At 64.1% G+C, this 19,196-nt stretch carries 20 protein-coding genes and 1 pseudogene; 9 read left to right on the top strand and 12 right to left on the bottom strand.

The features are described 5' to 3' along the window. Positions 1 to 19 precede the first annotated feature (19 nt). The 10 genes from J3D46_RS10440 to J3D46_RS10395 all read right to left on the bottom strand — a co-directional run bounded on the left by J3D46_RS10440 (position 20) and on the right by J3D46_RS10395 (position 9,291). Positions 20 to 1,009 (bottom strand): 3-hydroxyacyl-CoA dehydrogenase family protein, encoded by a 990-nt coding sequence (locus tag J3D46_RS10440; protein WP_253466872.1) that lies wholly within the window; start codon positions 1,007 to 1,009, stop codon positions 20 to 22. Positions 1,010 to 1,011: 2 nt separating this feature from the next. Beyond that, a complete protein-coding gene (locus J3D46_RS10435) occupies positions 1,012 to 1,494 on the bottom strand; it encodes a ribose-5-phosphate isomerase (protein WP_231341200.1) in 483 nt (160 codons plus the stop codon). Further along, entirely contained in the window at positions 1,491 to 3,257 is a 1,767-nt protein-coding gene (dhaL, locus tag J3D46_RS10430; protein WP_253466869.1) for a dihydroxyacetone kinase subunit DhaL, read from the bottom strand. The genes J3D46_RS10435 and dhaL overlap by 4 nt, the downstream gene beginning before the upstream one ends. A gap of 4 nt (positions 3,258 to 3,261) precedes the next feature. Then, entirely contained in the window at positions 3,262 to 4,263 is a 1,002-nt protein-coding gene (locus J3D46_RS10425; RefSeq protein ID WP_253466866.1) for a sugar phosphate isomerase/epimerase, read from the bottom strand. Between the two features lie 180 nt (positions 4,264 to 4,443). Further along, the gene (locus J3D46_RS10420; RefSeq protein ID WP_253466864.1) at positions 4,444 to 5,142 is read right to left on the bottom strand and encodes a GntR family transcriptional regulator; all 699 of its coding nucleotides are present in this window, start codon (positions 5,140 to 5,142) and stop codon (positions 4,444 to 4,446) included. Positions 5,143 to 5,287: 145 nt separating this feature from the next. Further along, positions 5,288 to 6,358, bottom strand: a complete 1,071-nt coding sequence (locus J3D46_RS10415) for an alkene reductase (protein ID WP_253466862.1) — start codon at positions 6,356 to 6,358, stop codon at positions 5,288 to 5,290. A 107-nt stretch (positions 6,359 to 6,465) separates the two neighbouring features. Further along, positions 6,466 to 7,107: an SIS domain-containing protein gene (locus J3D46_RS10410; RefSeq protein ID WP_253466859.1), complete on the bottom strand. Its 642-nt coding sequence runs from the start codon at positions 7,105 to 7,107 to the stop codon at positions 6,466 to 6,468. A 5-nt stretch (positions 7,108 to 7,112) separates the two neighbouring features. Beyond that, positions 7,113 to 7,604, bottom strand: coding sequence for a hypothetical protein (locus tag J3D46_RS10405; protein WP_253466856.1), 492 nt, complete (start codon positions 7,602 to 7,604; stop codon positions 7,113 to 7,115). 106 nt (positions 7,605 to 7,710) lie between these two features. Further along, the gene (locus tag J3D46_RS10400; protein ID WP_253466852.1) at positions 7,711 to 8,049 is read right to left on the bottom strand and encodes a hypothetical protein; all 339 of its coding nucleotides are present in this window, start codon (positions 8,047 to 8,049) and stop codon (positions 7,711 to 7,713) included. A gap of 255 nt (positions 8,050 to 8,304) precedes the next feature. Next, positions 8,305 to 9,291: an SDR family oxidoreductase gene (locus J3D46_RS10395; protein ID WP_305884638.1), complete on the bottom strand. Its 987-nt coding sequence runs from the start codon at positions 9,289 to 9,291 to the stop codon at positions 8,305 to 8,307. A 108-nt stretch (positions 9,292 to 9,399) separates the two neighbouring features. On the opposite strand from J3D46_RS10395, the gene J3D46_RS10390 reads away from it, so the two are divergent. Next, the gene (locus J3D46_RS10390; RefSeq protein WP_018777112.1) at positions 9,400 to 9,585 is read left to right on the top strand and encodes a CsbD family protein; all 186 of its coding nucleotides are present in this window, start codon (positions 9,400 to 9,402) and stop codon (positions 9,583 to 9,585) included. 161 nt (positions 9,586 to 9,746) lie between these two features. Here the strand turns inward: J3D46_RS10390 and J3D46_RS10385 are convergent, their stop codons facing one another. Beyond that, on the bottom strand, positions 9,747 to 11,474 hold the full coding sequence (locus J3D46_RS10385; protein ID WP_253466849.1) for a cytosine permease: 1,728 nt from the start codon (positions 11,472 to 11,474) through the stop codon (positions 9,747 to 9,749). Positions 11,475 to 11,668: 194 nt separating this feature from the next. Here J3D46_RS10385 and bioB point away from each other — a divergent pair, with 194 nt between their 5' ends. The 6 genes and pseudogenes from bioB to J3D46_RS10355 all read left to right on the top strand — a co-directional run. After that, complete coding sequence (bioB, locus tag J3D46_RS10380) at positions 11,669 to 12,703, top strand: biotin synthase BioB (protein WP_253466846.1); 1,035 nt, start codon at positions 11,669 to 11,671, stop codon at positions 12,701 to 12,703. 211 nt (positions 12,704 to 12,914) lie between these two features. Next, positions 12,915 to 14,240, top strand: a complete 1,326-nt coding sequence (locus J3D46_RS10375) for an adenosylmethionine--8-amino-7-oxononanoate transaminase (RefSeq protein WP_253466843.1) — start codon at positions 12,915 to 12,917, stop codon at positions 14,238 to 14,240. An 8-nt stretch (positions 14,241 to 14,248) separates the two neighbouring features. Then, positions 14,249 to 15,406: an 8-amino-7-oxononanoate synthase gene (locus J3D46_RS10370; RefSeq protein WP_256492244.1), complete on the top strand. Its 1,158-nt coding sequence runs from the start codon at positions 14,249 to 14,251 to the stop codon at positions 15,404 to 15,406. Further along, a complete protein-coding gene (gene bioD, locus J3D46_RS10365; protein ID WP_231341212.1) occupies positions 15,403 to 16,086 on the top strand; it encodes a dethiobiotin synthase in 684 nt (227 codons plus the stop codon). The genes J3D46_RS10370 and bioD overlap by 4 nt, the downstream gene beginning before the upstream one ends. Next, complete coding sequence (locus tag J3D46_RS10360; RefSeq protein ID WP_253466838.1) at positions 16,083 to 17,252, top strand: cytochrome P450; 1,170 nt, start codon at positions 16,083 to 16,085, stop codon at positions 17,250 to 17,252. The genes bioD and J3D46_RS10360 overlap by 4 nt, the downstream gene beginning before the upstream one ends. A 39-nt stretch (positions 17,253 to 17,291) precedes the next feature. Next, positions 17,292 to 17,708 (top strand): annotated as a pseudogene (locus J3D46_RS10355) (very short patch repair endonuclease); the annotation flags it as partial. On the opposite strand, the gene J3D46_RS10350 reads toward J3D46_RS10355, so the two are convergent. Further along, complete coding sequence (locus tag J3D46_RS10350) at positions 17,666 to 17,839, bottom strand: hypothetical protein (protein ID WP_253466835.1); 174 nt, start codon at positions 17,837 to 17,839, stop codon at positions 17,666 to 17,668. The pseudogene J3D46_RS10355 and the gene J3D46_RS10350 sit on opposite strands and share 43 nt — an antisense overlap. Positions 17,840 to 18,044: 205 nt before the next feature. Between J3D46_RS10350 and J3D46_RS10345 the strand changes: the two genes are divergently transcribed. Both J3D46_RS10345 and J3D46_RS10340 read left to right on the top strand, forming a co-directional pair. Next, positions 18,045 to 18,425, top strand: a complete 381-nt coding sequence (locus J3D46_RS10345) for an Hpt domain-containing protein (protein ID WP_231341215.1) — start codon at positions 18,045 to 18,047, stop codon at positions 18,423 to 18,425. Positions 18,426 to 18,515: 90 nt separating this feature from the next. Beyond that, positions 18,516 to 19,115, top strand: a complete 600-nt coding sequence (locus tag J3D46_RS10340) for a helix-turn-helix domain-containing protein (protein ID WP_189015422.1) — start codon at positions 18,516 to 18,518, stop codon at positions 19,113 to 19,115. Positions 19,116 to 19,196 lie beyond the last annotated feature (81 nt).

Genomic DNA, 19,196 nt, shown 5'->3' with positions numbered 1-19,196 from the left:
TTTACTCCTGAAGGAAGGGTTAGTTGATGGGGGCCGGGCCGAGCTCTTCAATGAGCTTCTGCATAGCGACGTAGGCCTTGTTGCGGTAAGCGATGAGTTCGGGCGTGCGCTCGGCGGGGACGTTGAGGAACCCGGCGCCGGTCTTGGTGCCGAGCTTGCCTGCCTCAACCAGGTCCGACAGGATCTTCGGCGTCGCGAAGCGTTCCGGGAATCCTGTTTGCAGCGACTTGTAGCAGAAGTTGTAGACATCCAAACCGGCCATATCCGCGATGGCGAACGGACCAAAGAACGGCAAGCGGAAGCCGAACGTCGTACGGACCAGGGTGTCGACGTCGTCCGCTGTTGCGATGCCCTGCTCCACCAGCTGCGCCGCTTCGTGGAAGAGCGCGTACTGCAGGCGGTTGAGCACGAAACCGGTAACGTCCTTGACGACGGCGGTCTGCTTGCCGGCCGCGTGGACCAGCTCGCGGGAGGCGGCGACGGTAGCGGCAGCGGTGCCGGCGTGCGGGATGACCTCGACGCCAGGAATGAACGGTGACGGGTTGGAGAAGTGGACGCCCAGGAAGCGCTCCGGGTTGGTGACGGCCTCCGCGAGCGCACCAATGGAGATGGTGGAGGTGTTCGAACCGATCACGGCGTCCGGGCGGGCCGCGGCACTGATCCGGGCGAGGGTCTGGTGCTTGATCTCCAGGACTTCGGGAACGGCTTCTTCGATGAAGTCGGCGTCCGCGACTGCTTCCTCAATGTCCTTGGCGGCCCACAGGTTCTGCTTGAGGATTTCCGTGGAACCCGCTGGGAAGAGTCCGTCGGCAATGAACTGGTCCGACTCCACCAGGAGGCGGTCGAAGTTCTTCTGCGCGATCTCGGCAGAGACATCGGCCAGGGCAACACGCGCCCCGCCAAGAGCCAAGACCTGGGCGATGCCGCCACCCATGTAACCGGAGCCGACGACGGCGATCTTCCGGGCTGCGTTCGTCGAGGAACCTTCGGTTGCTTCAGGAGTGGTCATGATCAGACTGCCTTCGTGTAGTCGGGCTCGTACGAGCAGATGGCATCCACCTTGGCGGCGGAAGATGAGGTGTGGTCGAAGCGGTGGTCGAGCCACTCCCCTACGAGCTTTTTGGCCAGTTCCAAGCCAATCACCCGCTGGCCGAGGGTGAGGACCTGGGCGTTGTTGCTCAGCACCGAACGCTCCACGGAGTAGCTGTCGTGGGCGGTGACCGCGCGGATTCCTGGGACCTTGTTGGCTGCAATAGCAACCCCGAGCCCTGTGCCACAGATCAGGAGTGCCCTGTCTGCCTCGCCCTCGGCCACTTTGCGGGCGGCGTCAACGGCGACGTGCGGGTACGCGGTGGAGTCGTTGAAACCAACGCCGACGTCGGTCACCGATGCCACGCGCGGGTCCGCCTCCAGCAAGGCGAGAAGTGCCTGCTTGTACTCGACTCCGGCTTCGTCATTGCCAACGACGATGCGCCAGCCTTGGGTGTTGCTCATGCTTGGGCTCCGTTTCCGGCCGTTGCCGACAGCTCTCCGGCTGAGGCAACCGTGGCCAGTTGTGAATCGATGAACTGTGAAATCCTGGCGGCAATCAGCCCGAAGGAGACTGCCCCGGGGTCGGGATGGCCCAGGCTCTTTTCCGCGAGGGGACGGGCCCGGCCCTTGAGGGGACGCAGGTCCGCGGTCTTCGCGGCAGCTGACTGGGCCGCCGCGGCGGCGACCGCCAGGGCCCGGTCAACGGGAGCGCCGCCGTCGAGCTCCGTCTGGAAGGCGTCCCTGAACGGCAGGAGCGCGTCCACCATGGTCTTGTCCCCCGGCTCGGCCTTGCCGAGTTCGGTGATGGCGCGGACGAAGGCATTGACCGCGGCCGCTGCGTCCTTCGCCGCGTATGCATCCCGGTTGCCCAGTGCTTGTCCGGCGGCGATAACTGCCGAGCCCCACAGGGCTCCGGACGTGCCGCCGGCGCGTTCGCTCCAGGCCTCCCCGGCCGTGGTCAGGATGCGTGCTGCAGACGAACCGGCCACGCTTTCCCCGGCCGCCGCTGCGGCATCCACGCCACGGCGCATGCCGATTCCGTGGTCGCCGTCTCCAGCAATGGCGTCCAGCTTGCCGAGCTCTTCCTCATGGTCCACCACAACGTCCCGCACCTGGGCGAGGATGGCAAGAGCCAACCGCCCGAGGTCGGCTGCAGCCGAGGTGGTCTGTTCTGCGTCGGCCGTTTCGGCGTCGTCGATTACCGCGTCAGCGCGAGGTGCGCGGGGCGACATGCTGCCCTTGCGGAACGCCGGGGTGTCGGCAGGCGCAGCCCAGTACTGTTCCAATTCCTCGTCCAACCACAGCAGGGTCAGGGACAGTCCGGACATATCCAGGCTGGTCACCAACTCGCCGCATTCCGGTTCAACGACGGTGAGCCCGGCCGCGGTCAGCAGCTTCTCGACCTTGCCGAACAGCAGGAAGAGTTCGTCGTACTTCACCGTGCCAAGTCCGTTGACGATGGCAACCACCCGGTCACCTGCGTCCTCGGGCTTGTCGTTGAGGAGTTTAGAGACGAGAAGTTCGGCCAGCTCGGATGCTGTTGGCATCGGGTGCTCGGAGATGCCGGGCTCGCCGTGAATCCCGAGGCCGAGCGACATCTGCCCGGCCGGCACGTGGAACAGCGGATCCTTGGCGCCCGGCAGTGTGCACCCGTCAAAGGCCACACCCAGCGAACGGGTCCGGTAGTTGGTCTTGATGGCCAAACGCTCGACGTCGTCAAGGTCCAGTCCCGCTTCGGCCGCGGCACCGGCGATCTTGAAGACCGTCAGGTCACCGGCAATGCCACGGCGTTTCCCGAGTTCGCCGATCGGAGCACTGGCGATGTCGTCCGTGACGGTGACCGTGCGTGTTTCGATGCCCTCGGCGTTGAGCCGGAGCTGGGCCTGGCCGAAGTGCAGGACGTCGCCGGCGTAATTGCCGTAGCTCAGGAGGACTCCGCCTCCGGCGTTGGCAGCCTTGGCCACCCGGTACACCTGGCCTGCGGCCGGGGAAGCGAACATGTTCCCGCAGGCCGAGCCCGTCGCGAGTCCGGGTCCGACGAGTCCGGCGAACGCCGGGTAGTGTCCCGAACCGCCGCCGACCACCAACGCCACCTGGCCGGCAGGGACTTCAGTGGAGCGGACGACGCCGCCATCAACGCGGGCAACATAGCCACGGTTGGCCGCAACGAAGCCGTCCAACGCCTCATCGGCGAAGTCTGCCGGGTTGTCGAAAATCTGTGTCATGTTCCTAAACTCCTGCGAGCTGCGTGGCTGGTTCCTGGCGCCCCTGCGCTACCTGGCTCTTGCCGAGTTCGTAGCCTTCGCTCTTGGGCAGGACGTGGCGGCGGAGGTAGTCCTGGTTGCTGGCCGTGACGCTCAGGCCGTCGCCGCCGTAGTGCTCGGTGCAGAGGATGCCCTGGAAGCCCACGGAGAGAGCCAGTTTGAAGGCTTCGCGGTAGTTGATGAGTCCGCTTTCCATCGGGGCTGGCATGGTGATGTAGCTGTCGCGGGCAACGTCTTCGTCGCGGATGTAGTTCTTCATGTGCCAGTAGTTCGAGTACGGCAGGGTCTTTGCCACCATCTCGCCCCAGTCCTCGATGGGCCGGTGCAGTCGGATGAGGTTGCCGAGGTCCGGGTTGAGGCCCACGTTGGCCAGGCCGATGTCCTGGACCAGTTGAACTGAAGAGTCAGCGGTTCCGAGGTACGTGTCCTCGTACATTTCCAAGGAAAGGAGGATGCCGGCGTCTGCTGCGTGCTGGCCGAGCTCACGGAGGCGGGAGACGGCGTTGCCCCACGCTTCCTTGTCCCCCACCGGGTCCTTGTATCCCTCGACGGTCCAGAACCACAGCTGCTTCTGCTGCTCCGGGGTGATGGCCTGGTGGAGTCCAAACGATACGACTTCGCAACCGAGCTCCGCGGCGGCGTCAATGGTCCGGTGGCTGTACGCCAGGTTCTCGGCCCAGTCCGTCGCGTGGATGACGCTGCGGCGGATGGCAGAGATGACCGGAACACCGATGCCCACTTCATCAGCGGTCTGCTTGAACTCGGCGAGGCGATCCTTGCTGAGGTCGCCGGGACGAACCCAGCTGTCAGTGAGGTCCGCGTTGGCGAAACCTGCGTCCTTCACTTCCTGGAGGACCGAAGCCCAAACGGAAGCATCGGCGTCGTTGACCTGCTGCCCCGCGGCGTCGGTGCCCGGGAACTGCAGGAGGGCCGCGGTAATGGGCCAATTCTCGGCGGTGTACGCCATGACGATCACTCCTTCGTGGAATCCTGTTTCCTATAGGATTTACGAATCAAGCAAGACTGTCAACCCTTTTCCGGAACTTCCTAGATCCTATATGTCTTACATATGCATGTGAAGGGGGTCACTGTGCGCACAAATAAGGCCCGCCGGCGCAGCCGGCGAGCCCCTTGTTTAGTCCGGTGTTTAGTCCTCCGGCGCGTCAGCCATGGCCCGGCCACGGACCTTTTCGACGTGGTCAACCATCATCTCCGCGGCCTTCTCCGGGTCGCCGCCGAGCATGGCGTCAAGCACAGCCTGGTGCTCTGCAATGGCTTGCTCCGCATCAGTGATGCCCACTCCCCCGAACAGCCGGAAGCGCTGGATCTGGCCACCGAGGGTGTTGTAGGCCGCGAGCAGGAACTGGTTGTTTGCCTGCGCGGCGATGAGCTGATGGAACCGCTCGTCTGCCTCAAGGTAGCTGCGGTACTCGGCAAACGTGCCCCCACGAGGGGCGGTCTTGAGATCCTCGACGGCCCGCTTCAGGGCGTCCAATCCGTCCGGCGTCATGCGGGAACAAGCCAACTTGGCGTTAACGGGCTCGATGGACAGGCGGGCTTCCATGAGCTCCGCAAAGTCCTCCCGGGTGAATACGGGCGCCACCCGGTACCCTTTCAGCGCAACGCGCCGGACCATGCCAGTGTGCTCCAGGCGAGCCAGGGCTTCGCGCACCGGAGTGGGAGAAACGTCGAGTTCGCGCGCCATCCCGTCGATGCTCACGGCCGCCCCGGGCTCCAGGCGGCCGTCCATGAGCCACTCGAGGAGCGCTTCATAAACGTGGTCGGCCAACACTTGGCGGCTGACGGGAAAACCAGCGCGGGCACCAGCCGGGGAAGGATCAGACATGCCACAAATCCTATAGGAAAGCAGGCGCGGGGCCGGTCATATTCCGCGCGGGCGGCCGCAAGGTTAAACCACGACGTCGGCACCCGGGCGGGCGCCGACGTCGTGCTTCTGCTGAGGTGCTTTGGGCTAACAGCGGATGGCGGACCTAGTTCGCGTAGAACGGGTAGTCGGTGTAGCCCTCGGCGCCGTCGGCGTAGAAGGTGGAGGCGTCCGGCTCGTTGAGCGGCAGGCTTTCGCGCCAGCGGCGGGCGAGGTCCGGGTTGGCAATGGCGGGGCGGCCGACCACCACGGCGTCCGCGAGGCCGCCTTCGATGATGGCGAAGGCTTCGTCGCGGGTCGTAATTTCGCTGAACCCGGTGTTGACAAGGAACGTCCCATTGAAACGCTCCCGGAGGTCCTGGACCAGGCTGCTCTTGGGGTCGTGGTGCAGGATGCTCAGGTAAGCGAGGTTCAGCGGTGCGATGGTGTCCACCAGGACTTCATATGTTGCCCGGACGTCAGCGGCATCGGTTTCCGCGATGCCCTGGACGTTGTGCTCCGGGGAAATCCGGATGCCCACACGGTTGGCACCGAGGGCTTCCACCACGGCGTTGACGGTCTCGATCACGAAGCGGGCCCGGTTCTCCGGGGAGCCACCGTAGCTGTCCGTGCGGATGTTGGAATTGGGCGCAAGGAATTCGTGCAGCAGGTAACCATTGGCGGAGTGGAGTTCCACGCCGTCGAACCCTGCCTCGATGGCGTTCTTGGATGCGGTGACGATTTCCTGAATGACACCCGGCAGTTCGTCGGTGCGGAGTTCGCGCGGGACCGGGTACGGCTGCTTGCCGCTGGGGGTGCGGACGTCGCCTTCGATGGCGACAGCGCTGGGACCAACGATCTCATTGCCGCCCGTGATGTCCGAGTGCGAAACGCGGCCACCGTGCATGACCTGCGCGAAGATGCGCCCACCCTCGGAGTGAACGGCCTCGGTGACTGTCTTCCAACCCGCGATTTGTTCGTCGGTGACGAGTCCGGGCTGTCCCGGGTATGACTGGCCGGCCGGAACCGGGTAGGTACCCTCGCTCACGATCAGCCCCAGGGAAGCCCGCTGCCTGTAATGCTCGGCGATCAACGGACCCGGCACGCCATTCTGACCCGCACGAAGACGCGTCAGGGGCGCCATCACCAGTCGGTTGGAAAGTTCAAGCTCGCCGAGGGCCAGGGGGGAAAACAGCATGCGCAGTTCCTTTCAGAATGAAACAGGTTCACTCTGCCCAACTGCAAGGCGTCTGCAACTATTCCGATAGAGGCGCAGATCACACGCACGTGTCAGCGCGGGAGGACTTACTCCGCGTTGCGGTTCTTCAGTGCGTCATCGAAGCACTCACAGAGGGCCAGCACCGCGACGAGGTGCGCTTCCTCCGCGTGGGCGGGGTCCGTGTTGACGCAGATGGCCTCATCGACCGACTGCGCCAGGTCCTTGGATTCCTTTCCGGTCAGAGCCCACACCCGCGCTCCACCAGACTTCGCGGCGGCAGCAGCATCCCTGAGGTCCTCGGTGATGCCCTTCGCGGCGAGCAGCACCACAATGTCTCCGCGTCGGACCTGATCCGAGATCCGGGCACTAATACTTCCTGCGGCCCCATCTGATCCGTCGGCGCCTTTGGGGATGTAGATCGCTTTGAAACCGGAACCGTCCCCGGGATCGTGGGCGGCAAGCTCGGAAGTGAATCTCTGGGCCTCGTGCGAGGACCCGTCACTGCCCGCGGCAAAGACAGTTCCACCGCGCAGCCTGACAAGTGCCAGCTGTTCGCCCCATTCGGCGAGCCTGGAAGATTCGCGCCGCAGTGCCGCTACTGCCGGGCCAATCTCCCCCAAATGCCCCAAAACGACGTCAACCGCGTGCCGGCTCGCCTTCGACTCAGCCGAGCGCACCGCCTGACCTGTTCGTCTCACCACGATGCTCACTTCCTGCCTCCGTTCCATGGAAACTATGAATTCCTGTCACCCTCGCGCGTTGAATCGTCACGCACTGAATCGTCACGTCCGTTGCGGTCGCGCCTCAGGCGCGCACCGTCGTCGACCGTTGCCTGGTCCCGACCAGTCGCGCGCTCCGTATGCTCATCGCGTTCCTCGTCTGCCCCGCGGCCATCCCTGACGTTGGGGTCCAGCTTGTCAGCGTGCCGAAGGTGCTCCTCGACCCGCTCATGCGCCTCGCCGGCCTTCTCCGCGTGGCGCTCCGCGTCCTTGCGAAGCCGGTTCGCCTCGACTTCCGCCTGGAGCGCGGCCGCTTCAGCTTGCGCCGACTCGGCTTTGGCTTGGTGTGCTCCGATGGCTTCCTCGGCTGCTTTCTCACGCAACTCCTCGGCCCGGTGCCGGTTCATCTCCGTTTTCTTACGGCGTCCAATCACCACTGCGGCAATCACCACAGCAATAACTACGACGGCCAACACGATGATGAGAACCAGTTGTCCCGTGTCCATGTGCACTACCTCCTGATGGGCGGCTTTTATGGGTGCCGCTCGTGGCCCACGCTGTGCTTGATACTCGAGGTGTGCCCCGATGAGGCCACCTCGAAACTACGGGCTCTCAGGCCGGCAGCTCCATCCGGAATCCGCAGCGGCATTGGATCACGCGCGTCTTCAGGTAAACGTCCAGCAAGCCGTCGTCCACGTCCTCAGTGGTCATGGGGGCGTATACGCTCCGGGTGGACGATTTCGCGAAGGTCATGGCTTCTCCGCAGTGAAAGTACGTCCCGCCGAATTGGAGCAACCCGGAAACGCTTCCGCTGCGGTTGAGGACCGCGGCAACGTCATGGAACGCAGCGTTGTGGGCGTACGACGCCTCGCAGGCCAGGCAGCTATAGGACACCCGGACCATCAAATCGCCGGCATGCGGGTCAATGGATTCGATGGTTTCCAGATCCAAGTGATCAGCGGACCGGCATTGGCTGCACCGGAGGGGTTCGGCGTGAGGACGGGTTGCGTCCCCTGGAACCAGAGGGTTTTTCATTGACGGCAATGCGGACACTCCTCGGTCATCTCTGCCCGAAACTCTCCCTTGCCCACCATGTTAACACCGATGGTCAGATTACTTATGGTTTTATTTGCCGGTAGTTTCGGGATGGCCGGCGCTCACTCAGCGTCGAAGACGTCCCTGATCCCACGCTTTGAACCCGGACGATCAGGCCAAGTGCTTCCCACCCGTGACGCCAATGACCGATCCCGAGATATAGCTGGAATCCTCACTGGCCAACAACACATAGGTCGAAGCAAGTTCGGCCGGCTGCCCCGCACGGCCCAGCGGGGTGTCCTGCCCGAACGCTTGGATCTTTTCCACGGGCTGGGTGGGCGGCTGCAGCGGGGTCCACACCGGGCCTGGGGCCACAGCGTTGACGCGTATGCCCTTCGGCCCCAGTGATTCCGCCAAGGAAAAGGTCATGCTGTTGATCGCTGCTTTGGTAGCGGCGTAGTCGATCAGGGACGGGCTTGGGTGGTAGCCCTGGATGGACGAGGTGTTGATGATTGCGGAGCCCGGCTGCAGGTGAGGGAGGGCAGCCTTGGTGAGCCAGAACAGGGCGTAGACATTGGTCTTGAACGTCCGGTCAAACTGATCGGTGCTGAGGTCTTCGAGTCCTTGGCTTGTTGTCATCTGGAACCCGGCGTTGTTCACCAGGACGTTGAGCCCACCGAAATCCATCACGGTTTGGGCAATGACCTCCTGGCAGAACTCCTCGTCCCGCAGGTCGCCTGGTAATGCCAAAGCCCTGCTTCCGGCGTCTTCAATCAGCTGGACCGTGTGCTCGGCGTCCTGCTCTTCTTCGGGCAGGTAGGTGAACGCAACATCGGCACCTTCCCGGGCAAAGGCGATGGCCACGGCCTTGCCGATTCCGCTGTCGCCGCCGGTGATCAAGGTCCGGCGGCCCAGCAGGCGGTGGTGGCCCACATAGCTTTGCTCGCCGTGGTCGGGCCGTGGGTTCATGGCCTCGGTCCAGCCGGGGTAATCCTGGGTTTGTGGCTCGAATTCTCCCGACGGGTATTTGGTGCGGGGATCCGCGCTCTCCCCGTCAGGATCGTAGGACCCGGACGCCACATTGTTGGCCAAGGCCATGGCGATGTCCTCGTCAAGGTCGGTCTTCTCCGTTTGTTCGTTCCGGATCTCCGCAGCCATGGTCTCAGTGTAAGCATCCTGACTATTTTTGGACTCCATTCAGGAAGTACCCAGAATTGCTCGATAGCCTAGCAATTGTCAGCGTTTGATTACATCGAAGGAGGGCCCATGGGACTCGGAGACAAGATCAGCAACAAGGCACAGGAAGTCACCGGCAAGGCAAAGGAAGCCTTGGGCGACGCCACCAACAACGAGAAACTGCAGGCCGAGGGTGTCGCTGACCAAGCGGCGGCCAAGACCAAGCAGGCCGGCGAGAACGTCAAGGACGCCGCAAAGGACGCCTTCGACAAGTAAGCCCCTGGCCCCGCAAACACAGCACTAAACACACAGCAGAACGCCCCGGCTCCTTTCCTGGAAGCCGGGGCGTTCTGCGTGCACCCAAGTAGGTCGCAGATCAGGTCCTACTGAGCTCTCAAAACGACCTGGTCTGACACCTGGTTGGGTTCGGGGATGGGCTACTTCTGGGCCGGGAGCACCAGCTCGCCCGACTTATCCGTGGACAAGGCAAGGGACGAGATGTACTGGGGTTCGCCGTCGGGCCCGTCCTGACCGGACCGGAGCATGTCCGGGCGTTCGAACTCAAGGCCCGTGACGTGGCAGAGAAGCTTCGCGTCGCTCGGGTTGCCGTCGGCATCGAACATGGGGAGGTCGATGCCGTCGTCAGTCCGGCGCAGGTAGTAGCGGCCCTTCGTGGCAAGGGCGAGAACGGGCGGCAGCACCAGGGCCAGACCCACCGCGAAGATGGGCGAGAACGGCTGGACACCGGAACCGAACGCCCCGAAGAACACCGCGATGGAGACTCCCGCTGAGACCAGCATGGACAGGAAGCCCACCGGGTTCACGGCGTAGAGCATGCCGCGGCGGAACTCCGGAACCTTGGGCGAGATCTTCAGCAGGTACTTGTTGATCGCGATATCGGAGGCAACCGTGACCACCCAGGCCATGGCGCAGTTGGCGTAGAAACCGAGGATGGTGTTGAGGAACTCGAACATGTTCGACTCCATCAGGATCAGCGCGATGACCAGGTTGACCACCACGAACACCATGCGGCCCGGGTAGGTCTTGGTGATGCGGGTGAAGGAGTTGGTCCAGGCCAGCGAACCCGAGTAGGCGTTGGTGACGTTGATCTTGATCTGGGAAATAACCACCAGCACCACAGCCAGTGTCATCGCCAGCCATGCCGGCATCATCTCCTCGTAGACGCCCAGGAACTGGTGGACCGGCTCATTCGCGGAAGAAGCAGCTGCGGGGTCCAGCTTGGCAATGAGGTAGATCGCGATGAAGAGGCCAATGATCTGCTTGATGGCACCGAAGATGACCCAGCCCGGTCCGGCGAGGATCACGGCGCGCCACCAGGCACCCTTGTTCTCGGCGGTCTTGGGCGGCATGAAGCGAAGGTAGTCGATCTGCTCAGCGATCTGCGCCATCAGGGACAAACAAACACCTGCGGCCAGCATCACCGAGGCCAGGTTGGGGCCGCCCCCGCCGGACGCACCGGTGAAAGCGAAGAAGGCATCGATGCTCTCGGGGTGCGACAGCAGCAGGTAGCCAACGGGAACCACCATCAGCAACAGCCAGAGCGGGGTGGTCCACACCTGCAACGTAGCGAGTGTCTTCATCCCATAGATCACCAAGGGAATGATGATGATGGTGGACACTGCGTAGCCGATCCATTGAGGGATACCCAGGCCCAACTGCAACCCCTGGGCCATGATGGAGCCCTCGAGGGCGAAGAAGATGAACGTGAAGGTGGCGAAGATGATGTTGGTGACCACCGAGCCGTAGTAGCCAAAGCCCGAGCCTCGGGTGATGAGGTCAAGGTCGATGTTGTACCGGGCGGCGTAGTAGGCCAACGGGAACCCGGTGGCGAAGATGATCACGGCCGCCACAATGATGCCAAAGATCGCATTCACCGTTCCGTACGCGATGCCGATGTTCGCGCCGATCGAAAAGTCGGCCAGGTAGGCGATGCCACCCAGCGCGCTCGTGGCCACCACACCGGCGCTCCACTTCCGGTAGGAGCGCGGGGCGAAGCGGAGCGTGTAATCCTCCAGGCTCTCCTTCGCTGCACTCATTGCGTCGGAGTTGCCGGCTGCTGGAGCACCCGAGGTGCCGGTTCCGACGGCGGTGCTTGCCGCCGTCGTTGGCTCCAGTGTGGCGGTACTCGTCTTGTCGTCGATCATTCGTGGTCGCTTTCGTCGGGGTCTGTGCCTCGCCCCCGACGCTAGTCACGCAGCGCGTCAATTCAGTCACGTCCATGTTTCACAGCTGTAACTTCTGCACCAGGCGCCCTGGGCAGTCAAGTCCAAAATCAACCACCCGCGTTTGTACGCACCCCACAAAATCGCCCTTCACCAGCGCGGATACCGTCAAGGACATGAGCACCCAAGCAACCCAGGAATCCCGGGAAACCACCACCTACGCCATCCTGGACACCGCCCGCGAGCAGGTCCTCGAACGCGGCGAGGGCCTGACCGAAGCCCAACTCATCGAGATCCTTGAGCTCCCCGACGACGCCATCCCCGCAGCCCTGCAACTGGCCCACGAGGTTCGCCTCAAGCACTGCGGCGAGGACGTGGAAGTGGAGGGCATCATCTCCATCAAGACCGGCGGCTGCCCCGAGGACTGTCATTTCTGCAGCCAATCCGGCCTGTTCGACTCCCCTGTACGCGGTGTCTGGCTGGACATTCCGGAACTGGTCAAGGCCGCCAAGGAGACCGCCGCAACGGGGGCCACGGAGTTCTGCATCGTCGCAGCCGTGCGCGGGCCCGACATCAAGCTCATGAACCAGATCAAGTTCGCGATCGACCGTATCAACGAAGCAGTGGAGATCAACATCGCCTGCTCGCTTGGCATGCTCACGCAGCGGCAAGTGGACCAGCTGGCCGAGTGGGGCGTCCACCGGTACAACCACAACCTTGAAACGGCCCGGAGCTACTTCCCCGAGGTTGTGACCACCCATAGCTACGAAGAACGCCTGGAAACGTGCGCCATGGTCAAGGCCGCCGGCATGGAACTGTGCTGCGGCGCCCTGATCGGCATGGGCGAATCAGTGGCCCAGCGTGCCGAACTCGCAGCCCAGCTCGCGGCCCTTGAACCCCACGAAGTCCCGCTCAACTTCCTCAACCCCCGCCCCGGAACACCCCTGGAGAACCAAGGCATCATGGACGGCAAGGACGCCCTCCGTGCCATCGCGGCGTTCCGGCTCGCCATGCCCCGGACCGTGCTCCGCTATGCCGGTGGCCGTGAACTCACCCTCGGCGACCTCGGCACCCGCGAGGGCCTGCTCGGCGGAATCAACGCTGTCATCGTGGGCAACTACCTCACCACCCTGGGGCGCCCCGCCGACGCCGACCTGAACCTGCTGGTGGAGCTCAACATGCCCATCAAGGAATTCCAGAAGTCGCTGTGACCACCGCAGACTTCCAACAGTTTTGCGGGCATTGCGGCGGTAACGTCCATGGCAGCGGTGACAGCCCGACGTCGGACTCCCAGCAAAACTGCCACCAGCGGCTGGCGATGGAGCCGCCGCGCTTCTGCCCGCAGTGCCGCCGCCGCATGAAGGTCCAGGTCACGCCGCTGGGGTGGACCGCGGACTGTTCCAGGCACGGACGGCTGGCATCATGAGCACGCTGATCGAGCGTGACCGCGCGAGCCTATGGCACCCTTACGCGCCTGCCTCCCCGACGCTTCCCCTGTGGGAGGTGGAAGCGGCCGACGGCGTGGCGCTGCGGCTTCGCGACGAACGGGGACGAACGCATGAGGTGCTGGACGCGATGTCGTCGTGGTGGTCGGTGATCCACGGCTACCGGAACCCCGTCATGGATGCCGCCCTCCAGCGCCAGCTCAGCAGTTTCAGCCACGTGATGTTCGGCGGGCTCACGCACCAGCCCGCCGTGGAACTCGCGGAAAGCCTGCTGTCCATGGCGCCGGGCGAACCGGGGAGGCGCCTGGAACGGGTGTTCCTGGCAGATTCGGGATCCATCTCGGTCGAGGTCGCGCTCAAACTGGCGGTGCAGTTCCAGACGGCAACCGGCCGGCCCACGCGGCAGAGTTTCCTGACCATCCGTGGCGGTTACCACGGGGACACGTTCGCGGCCATGGGCGTCTGCGATCCTGTGGACGGCATGCATTCGTCCTTCCCAGGGTTGCTGGCCCGCAACGTCTTCGCGCCCCGCCCACCTGCGGCCGCAACAGCCACCCCCGCCGGAATCGAGGAATGGCGGGACGCCGTGGAGCGCCTTGCCATGGAGCGTTCCAACGAACTCGCCGCGATTATCGTGGAGCCATTGCTTCAAGGCGCAGGCGGCATGTTCATGTACCCGGCCGAGTGCGTTCGGATCCTGCGTGGGATCGCGGACCGCCACGGACTGCTGCTGATCCTGGACGAGATCGCCACGGGTTTCGGGCGAACCGGTGAACTCTTCGCCGCGGACCACGCACGCGTCGTCCCGGACATCATGTGCGTCGGCAAAGCGCTCACCGGCGGTTACCTCACCTTGGCTGCGACGCTGTGTACCGGCGACGTTGCCCGGGCGGTATCTTCCGGAGGCGCCGGGGCACTCCTGCACGGGCCCACCTTCATGGCCAATCCCCTGGCGTGCGCCGCCGCCAACGCAAGCCTCGGCATCCTTGCCACGGGAGCTTGGCGAGAGGACGTGGAACGCGTTGGCACCGCACTTGCCGAGGGTTTGGCCCCGGCGATGACGCTCGACGCCGTTGCCGGCGTCCGTACCTTCGGCGCCGTGGGCGTCATCGAATTGAGGGACGCGGTGGATGTGACCGCGGTGACGAAGGCCGCCGTCGAGCATGGCGTGTGGGTTCGCCCGTTCCGGAACCTGGTCTATGCGATGCCGCCGTACATTAGTTCCGCCGCTGAAGTGCGCGCGATGGCCGCTGGCATGGTGGCCGCCGTGGCGGAAACCTCCCACCAGGGGGTGGCCGCGTGAGCACCGCCATGGCCACATGGCTGCAGGAACAGGCCCGGGTCCGCGAGCGCCGGGGTTTGGTGAGGACGCCTCAAGTTCGCCGGGCGGACCACCGGATGATCGACCTCGCCAGTAACGACTACCTCGGCTTGGCCACGGATCCCAGGCTCGCCGAAGCCGCGCGGGAAGCCATCGCCAAGTGGGGCACGGGCGCCACGTCGTCCCGACTGGTAGCGGGCACCACCGCGCTGCACCTGGAGTTGGAGCACGGACTCGCTGAGCTGACAGGGATGGACGCCGGGCTGGTTTTCTCCTCCGGCTATCTAGCGAACCTTGGAGTCACTACCGCCCTCGGCGGCCCGGGGGCATTGATTGTTGCCGACACGCAGTGCCATGCCTCGCTGATCGATGGCTTCCGGCTGAGCCGCTCCGAGGTGAAGGAATTCACGCACAACAGCGTGGCGGACGCGGCGGAAAAACTGGCCAAACGTACCCAGCCACGGGGGATCATCGTCGTGGAGTCCATTTATAGCGTGGGCGGGGATGCCGCACCGCTACTGGAACTCCTGGACCTGGCCGAAGCCCATGACGCCGTGCTGCTGGTTGACGAAGCCCACAGCCTGGGCGTCGCGGGCTCCGGGAAGGACGCCGGACGTGGCGCGATCGCAGGAACCGGATTGGCCGGCCATCCCAACGTCATCGTCACAGCCACCCTGTCCAAGGCGCTTGGCAGCCAAGGCGGAGCCGTGCTGGGCCCAGCCCTGCTCAGGGAGCACCTGGTGAACAGGGCCAGAAGCTTCATCTTCGACACAGCACTCGCTCCCCCGGCGGCGGCCGCGGCGCTCGCTGCCATCGGCGTCGTGCGTGCCGAACCGTGGCGTGCAGCGGCTGTCCACCACAACGCAGCTGCCATGGCTGCCCACCTTCAGCCTGCGCTGGAGAGGCTCGGCAGCGCCGTCGAACGCTCCGCCGGAGCAGTCCAGTCCATCCCGATGCCCTCCGCTGCAGAGGCTCTCGCTGCCAGCGGGGCCGCCCATGCGGAGGGCGTCCTTGTGGGGTGCTTCCGCCCACCGTCCGTCCCGGATGGGGTGTCCCGCCTTCGCCTCACGGCCAGGGCCACCCTCACCCCGGCTGACATCGACCACGCCTGCGCGACGTTGCGCGGCATTCTGGAGAGAACATCATGAAACTGCCTCCCATCGTCCTGGTCACCGGCACCGATACCGGCGTCGGTAAGACCATCACGACGGCGGCCGTCACCGCTGCCCTTCATCAGAGGGGCCGGACGGTTGCCGTTTACAAGCCCTGCCAGAGCGGAAATGTGGTGGGCGATTCCGATTGCGCCGAGGTGACCCGCTTGGCGGATCCGCTCACTACGGAGGCCGGCGTCGTTCTCCAAGAGCCCATGGCGCCCGTCCCTGCAGCCGTCCTCGATGAGGTCACCCTGCCACTGCTGGACGTTCACGCCGGGCGGATCCGTGAGCTGTCAGCAGCGCACGATCACGTGCTGGTGGAGGGCGCCGGCGGACTGCTGGTGGAGTTGGATCACGACGGCGGGACGCTGGCCGATCTGGGAACCCGGCTGGGCGATTCGGCTGCTTTTGTTGTGGTGGCGCGGTCCGCCCTGGGCACCTTGAACCACACGGCGCTGACGCTGGAGGCATTGGACCGAAGGACCTTGCCGGTAGTGGGAGTGGTTCTCGGAAGCTGGCCGGTGACGCCGGGCGCGGTGGAGCGGAGTAACAGGGCTGCCATCACCTCGTGGCCGGTTCCATTCCTTGGTGCCATCCCGGTTGATGCCTCCGGACTGGATCCTGCCGATTTCCGCGCCCATTCATGCGCATGGCTTGAGGGGCTGCCGGCATGAGCGCGGCAGCAACCACCGAAGTGGGTCTTCCCGAGTCCGGCGCCTGCCCTTACCGGGTGCTCCGGAATCCGGATACTGTCCGCGAAGTGCTGCACAGGCCGCAGGACTTCAGCCCGGCCAACGCGCTGCTGGCCGTGACGCCGTTGAGCGGACGGGCGCTGCGGGTGCTGCAGAAGGCCCGGTTTGCGCTTCCGCCGGTCCTGGCCAGCAACGACACCGGGACACACGCAGGCATCCGCAAGGTAGTGGCGGGTTTCTTCACGCCAGCCAAAGTGGCAGCGATGGAACCCCGCATTCGTGCCTTGGCGCGCGAAGCAGCTGCCCGTGCCGCGCAACTGATGGCCTCCGGAGGGAGCGTGGACCTGGTGCAGGCCGTGGCCGCCGATCCCCCGGCCATCGTGATGCTGGAGATGCTGGGGTTGCCGGTCCGCGACGTGCCGGCGTTGAAAGCGTGGAGCCTGGACTCGTTGGAACTGTTCTGGGGCTGGCCGGATGAGGACCGGCAACTCGAGCTGGCCCACAGCGCCGCAGACTTCTACTCCTGGCTCAGGGAACTGGTGTTGGAATCGGTGGCATCGCCGGAACCCAGCCTCTTCAATGCGCTGGCCCGCCACGGTCTCAGCACTCCCGGGATCTGCTCCCTGGGCTACTTCCTGCTGATCGCTGGACAGGAGACCACCACGCAACTGATCAGCACCACGTTGTTCCGCCTGGCCGAAGGGTCCCGTGGCATCTCCTGGTGCGAAGCCGCTTCCGCCCCCAAGGCCCGCGACCTGGTCCGCCACGTCCTTGCAACGGAGTCTTCCGTGCCCACGTGGCGACGGGTGGCCAGCCAGGACACGGAGCTGGACGGTCAGCGTATCCCGGCGGGTGAGGAGATTCTCTTGGAGCTGACGGGCAATCATGGATTCCCTTGGGCAGATACTGCCGGCGCCGATACTGCCGGCGCCGATCGTCCGGGCCCCACGCCCTACGGCCTCGCCTTCGGCTCCGGGATCCACCGGTGCCTGGGTGCCAAGCTCGCCGAGCTGGAGGCCGCCGTCGTCGTTCATGAAACGGCAGCTGCCCTCAAGGGTGTCCGGCTTCGGGACTCAAACCCGGATTGGCTCCGGTTGTTGTCCTTCCAAGCGCCCAGGACAGTAACCCTGGAGTTTTTGTACAGCTAATGCCTCTAAAACCCGGTCTTAGGGGCAAGAGGTGTACAAAAACTCCGCCTGCTGGTCCGCAAGCTCCTGCACGCGAAAGGGTACCGGTACCGGCTGCACGGCCAGGCCGGGGCGGCGAAGCTGCCGGGGCGTCCGGACTTGGTGTTCGCGGGACGGCGCAAGGTCATTTTCGTCAACGGCTGTTTCTGGCATTTCCATGACTGCCGGGTCGGGCAGCATGCGCCAGCGGCCAATGCCGGGTTCTGGGAAGCCAAGCGAACCCGGACCCGTCAACGCGATGCCGAGCAACGGGAGCAGCTGGCTGCGGGAGGCTGGGACGTACTGACGGTATGGGAGTGCCAGCTGAAGGACCGGTCAGTACTGGAAGACCGGCTCACGGAGTTTCTGGATGGGCAGCCTGGGAACCCCTCCGGCTATCGCGCAGGCGGAGCAGATGGGGCGGACGTGACCGACTGATCAGTAGCTGCGGGACGGGTGCTCTGTTCCCAGAGTGCGAACGCTGCGGTGCCACCGATGCCAAGGAGAACGGTCATGCAAAAGACGATGATGACCATGAGGCCTGGTGCTGGACGAGCACTACTGTTCATGCTGTTTCCCGTTCCTTGATTCAAGCCTGGAATCCCCCGGATCCGCGATCTTTCAGCTGCTCGTCCCAACTCTGTGGGCCGGTGATCAAGACTCCCTCTGAGTCCGCTCAAGATTGGATCAAGCTTTGCTTTTATGGCGCGTCGGCAGTTGAACGGGTCCTACTGTTGAATCGTGAATCTATTGTTTGGAGGCGGGAGGAGTCTGGTGTCTGAGTATGACGAGTGCACAGACGCCCTGGTGGATCGCACCGTCCTGACCGAACTCCAGGCTGAGCTTGGCGGAGACCAAGCCATCATCGGCGCCTTCGTCCGTAACTACGTAGCCCTCCTGCCGTGGCGGGTTTCGCGGCTTCATCGTGCCTTGGAAAACCTGGACATGGAAGACGCCATGGACGCTGTCCTGAGCTTGAAGACCTCCAGCCACATGGTGGGTGCCATCTGCATGAACCGGCTGGCGACAGAGCTCGAGATCAGCATCCGGCTCCTGCCCAACGCGGACCACCTCTACGAACTCGCTCCGCAGGTCAGCGAAATCGACCTTTACGTGCGCGGGACCATCAGTGAGCTTGAAACACCACTCCTGTAAATTTCTTCAACTTATTGAAGAGAAACCATTGACTCGCTAAAGATCTTCACTATAGTTGTGTGAGTTAGCTCACCAACGAAGGATGCGGCAATGACTACCGAGACTCCTGCTCCACCGGCCACCAGCGAACTGCTGGCGACCGTCGGAAACAAGGTGCGCACCATGCGCAAGGCAAAGGGAATGACCTTGGCCCAACTCTCGGACATCACCGGCCTTAGCCAGGCGATCGTCAGCCAAATCGAACGCGGCATGGCCAACCCTTCCTTCACCACACTCGCTCAATTGGCCCACGGCCTGGACATCCCGGTGGGAAGATTCTTCATCGGCCAGGAAGAATCCAAGTCTCCCGTGGTCCGCAGGTCCGATCGACGCAACCTTAAGAACGTCACCCGCGAATCCGTGGGTGAAGCAGTGCACGAGCTGCTCACCCCGAACCGCGACGGCAGCATCGAAGCGCAGTGGATCAGCACGCCCCCAGGGCACGACACCAGCGACACCCCCTTTACCCACAGCGGTGAAGAGTTCTGCTACATCATCTCCGGCCGTAAGGACGTCTATCTCAACGGCGTCTGCTACAGCCTTGAAGAGGGCGACTCCATCACCTACTCCTCAGAGATTCCCCACTGGTACAAGAACAGCTACGAAGAGGTATGCGTAGCCATCTGGGTCAACGCACCACACGCGTGGTAACCCTGCCGCCCCGACACGGCGCCAGCGTTTTCCCTTAACTGTCCGGACACGACACCGTGGCCGCTGACAATCCTTGCCACT

Source organism: Paenarthrobacter sp. A20 (genome assembly GCF_024168825.1).
Classification (GTDB): Bacteria; Actinomycetota; Actinomycetes; order Actinomycetales; family Micrococcaceae; genus Arthrobacter.
Note: the sequence above shows the minus strand (reverse complement) of the source record. Positions and strands in the feature narration are given on the sequence as shown.

Coding starts and splice junctions, on each gene's coding strand:
- J3D46_RS10440 (WP_253466872.1), bottom strand. CDS start 1,009: ATGACCACTCCTGAAGCAACCGAAGGTTCCTCGACGAACGCAGCCCGG.
- J3D46_RS10435 (WP_231341200.1), bottom strand. CDS start 1,494: ATGAGCAACACCCAAGGCTGGCGCATCGTCGTTGGCAATGACGAAGCC.
- dhaL (WP_253466869.1), bottom strand. CDS start 3,257: ATGACACAGATTTTCGACAACCCGGCAGACTTCGCCGATGAGGCGTTG.
- J3D46_RS10425 (WP_253466866.1), bottom strand. CDS start 4,263: ATGGCGTACACCGCCGAGAATTGGCCCATTACCGCGGCCCTCCTGCAG.
- J3D46_RS10420 (WP_253466864.1), bottom strand. CDS start 5,142: ATGTCTGATCCTTCCCCGGCTGGTGCCCGCGCTGGTTTTCCCGTCAGC.
- J3D46_RS10415 (WP_253466862.1), bottom strand. CDS start 6,358: ATGCTGTTTTCCCCCCTGGCCCTCGGCGAGCTTGAACTTTCCAACCGA.
- J3D46_RS10410 (WP_253466859.1), bottom strand. CDS start 7,107: ATGGAACGGAGGCAGGAAGTGAGCATCGTGGTGAGACGAACAGGTCAG.
- J3D46_RS10405 (WP_253466856.1), bottom strand. CDS start 7,604: ATGGACACGGGACAACTGGTTCTCATCATCGTGTTGGCCGTCGTAGTT.
- J3D46_RS10395 (WP_305884638.1), bottom strand. CDS start 9,291: ATGGCTGCGGAGATCCGGAACGAACAAACGGAGAAGACCGACCTTGAC.
- J3D46_RS10390 (WP_018777112.1), top strand. CDS start 9,400: ATGGGACTCGGAGACAAGATCAGCAACAAGGCACAGGAAGTCACCGGC.
- J3D46_RS10385 (WP_253466849.1), bottom strand. CDS start 11,474: ATGATCGACGACAAGACGAGTACCGCCACACTGGAGCCAACGACGGCG.
- bioB (WP_253466846.1), top strand. CDS start 11,669: ATGAGCACCCAAGCAACCCAGGAATCCCGGGAAACCACCACCTACGCC.
- J3D46_RS10375 (WP_253466843.1), top strand. CDS start 12,915: ATGAGCACGCTGATCGAGCGTGACCGCGCGAGCCTATGGCACCCTTAC.
- J3D46_RS10370 (WP_256492244.1), top strand. CDS start 14,249: ATGGCCACATGGCTGCAGGAACAGGCCCGGGTCCGCGAGCGCCGGGGT.
- bioD (WP_231341212.1), top strand. CDS start 15,403: ATGAAACTGCCTCCCATCGTCCTGGTCACCGGCACCGATACCGGCGTC.
- J3D46_RS10360 (WP_253466838.1), top strand. CDS start 16,083: ATGAGCGCGGCAGCAACCACCGAAGTGGGTCTTCCCGAGTCCGGCGCC.
- J3D46_RS10350 (WP_253466835.1), bottom strand. CDS start 17,839: ATGAACAGTAGTGCTCGTCCAGCACCAGGCCTCATGGTCATCATCGTC.
- J3D46_RS10340 (WP_189015422.1), top strand. CDS start 18,516: ATGACTACCGAGACTCCTGCTCCACCGGCCACCAGCGAACTGCTGGCG.